Source organism: Caballeronia sp. LZ029, from assembly GCF_031451275.1.
GTDB lineage: Bacteria > Pseudomonadota > Gammaproteobacteria > Burkholderiales > Burkholderiaceae > Caballeronia > Caballeronia jiangsuensis.
Map to the genome: position 1 here is coordinate 1 of NZ_JARUXO010000046.1, position 386 is coordinate 386.

The following is a 386-nucleotide window of genomic DNA, read 5'->3' on the forward strand; positions in this document are numbered from 1 at the left end:
TCCATCTCGACACCGGCCGTCACGAGGGCGATCACCGGATGCATATGCTCGGGCACGCCTGGCGTCGTATGCAGCGCGATGGATGTCCACACGAGGTCGATATCCTGAGTGCTGATTCCCCGTTGCTTCAGAAAGTCTCGCGCGGCGTTGGCGCCGTCCACTTCGAATCGCTGGTTCGTGCTGCTGTGCGACGGCATGAGGCCGATATCGTGGAACATCGCGCCGGCATAGAGCAATTCGGCGTCGAACGTAAGGCCGCGATGCTGTCCGGCCAGTGCGCCGAAGTAATACACGCGGCTCGAATGATTGAAGAGAAGTTCGGTCTCCGTGTCGCGAATGAATTCCGTGATTTCGCGGGCCAGCTTGCTGTCGGGAATGGCAATGCC

General features: G+C 60.1%; 1 protein-coding gene. It reads right to left on the reverse strand.

The window, feature by feature from the left end; all coding sequences use genetic code 11:
• A partial coding sequence (locus QCE73_RS33980; RefSeq protein ID WP_309885333.1) for an HD domain-containing protein occupies positions 1-386 on the reverse strand: 386 nt, incomplete at both ends.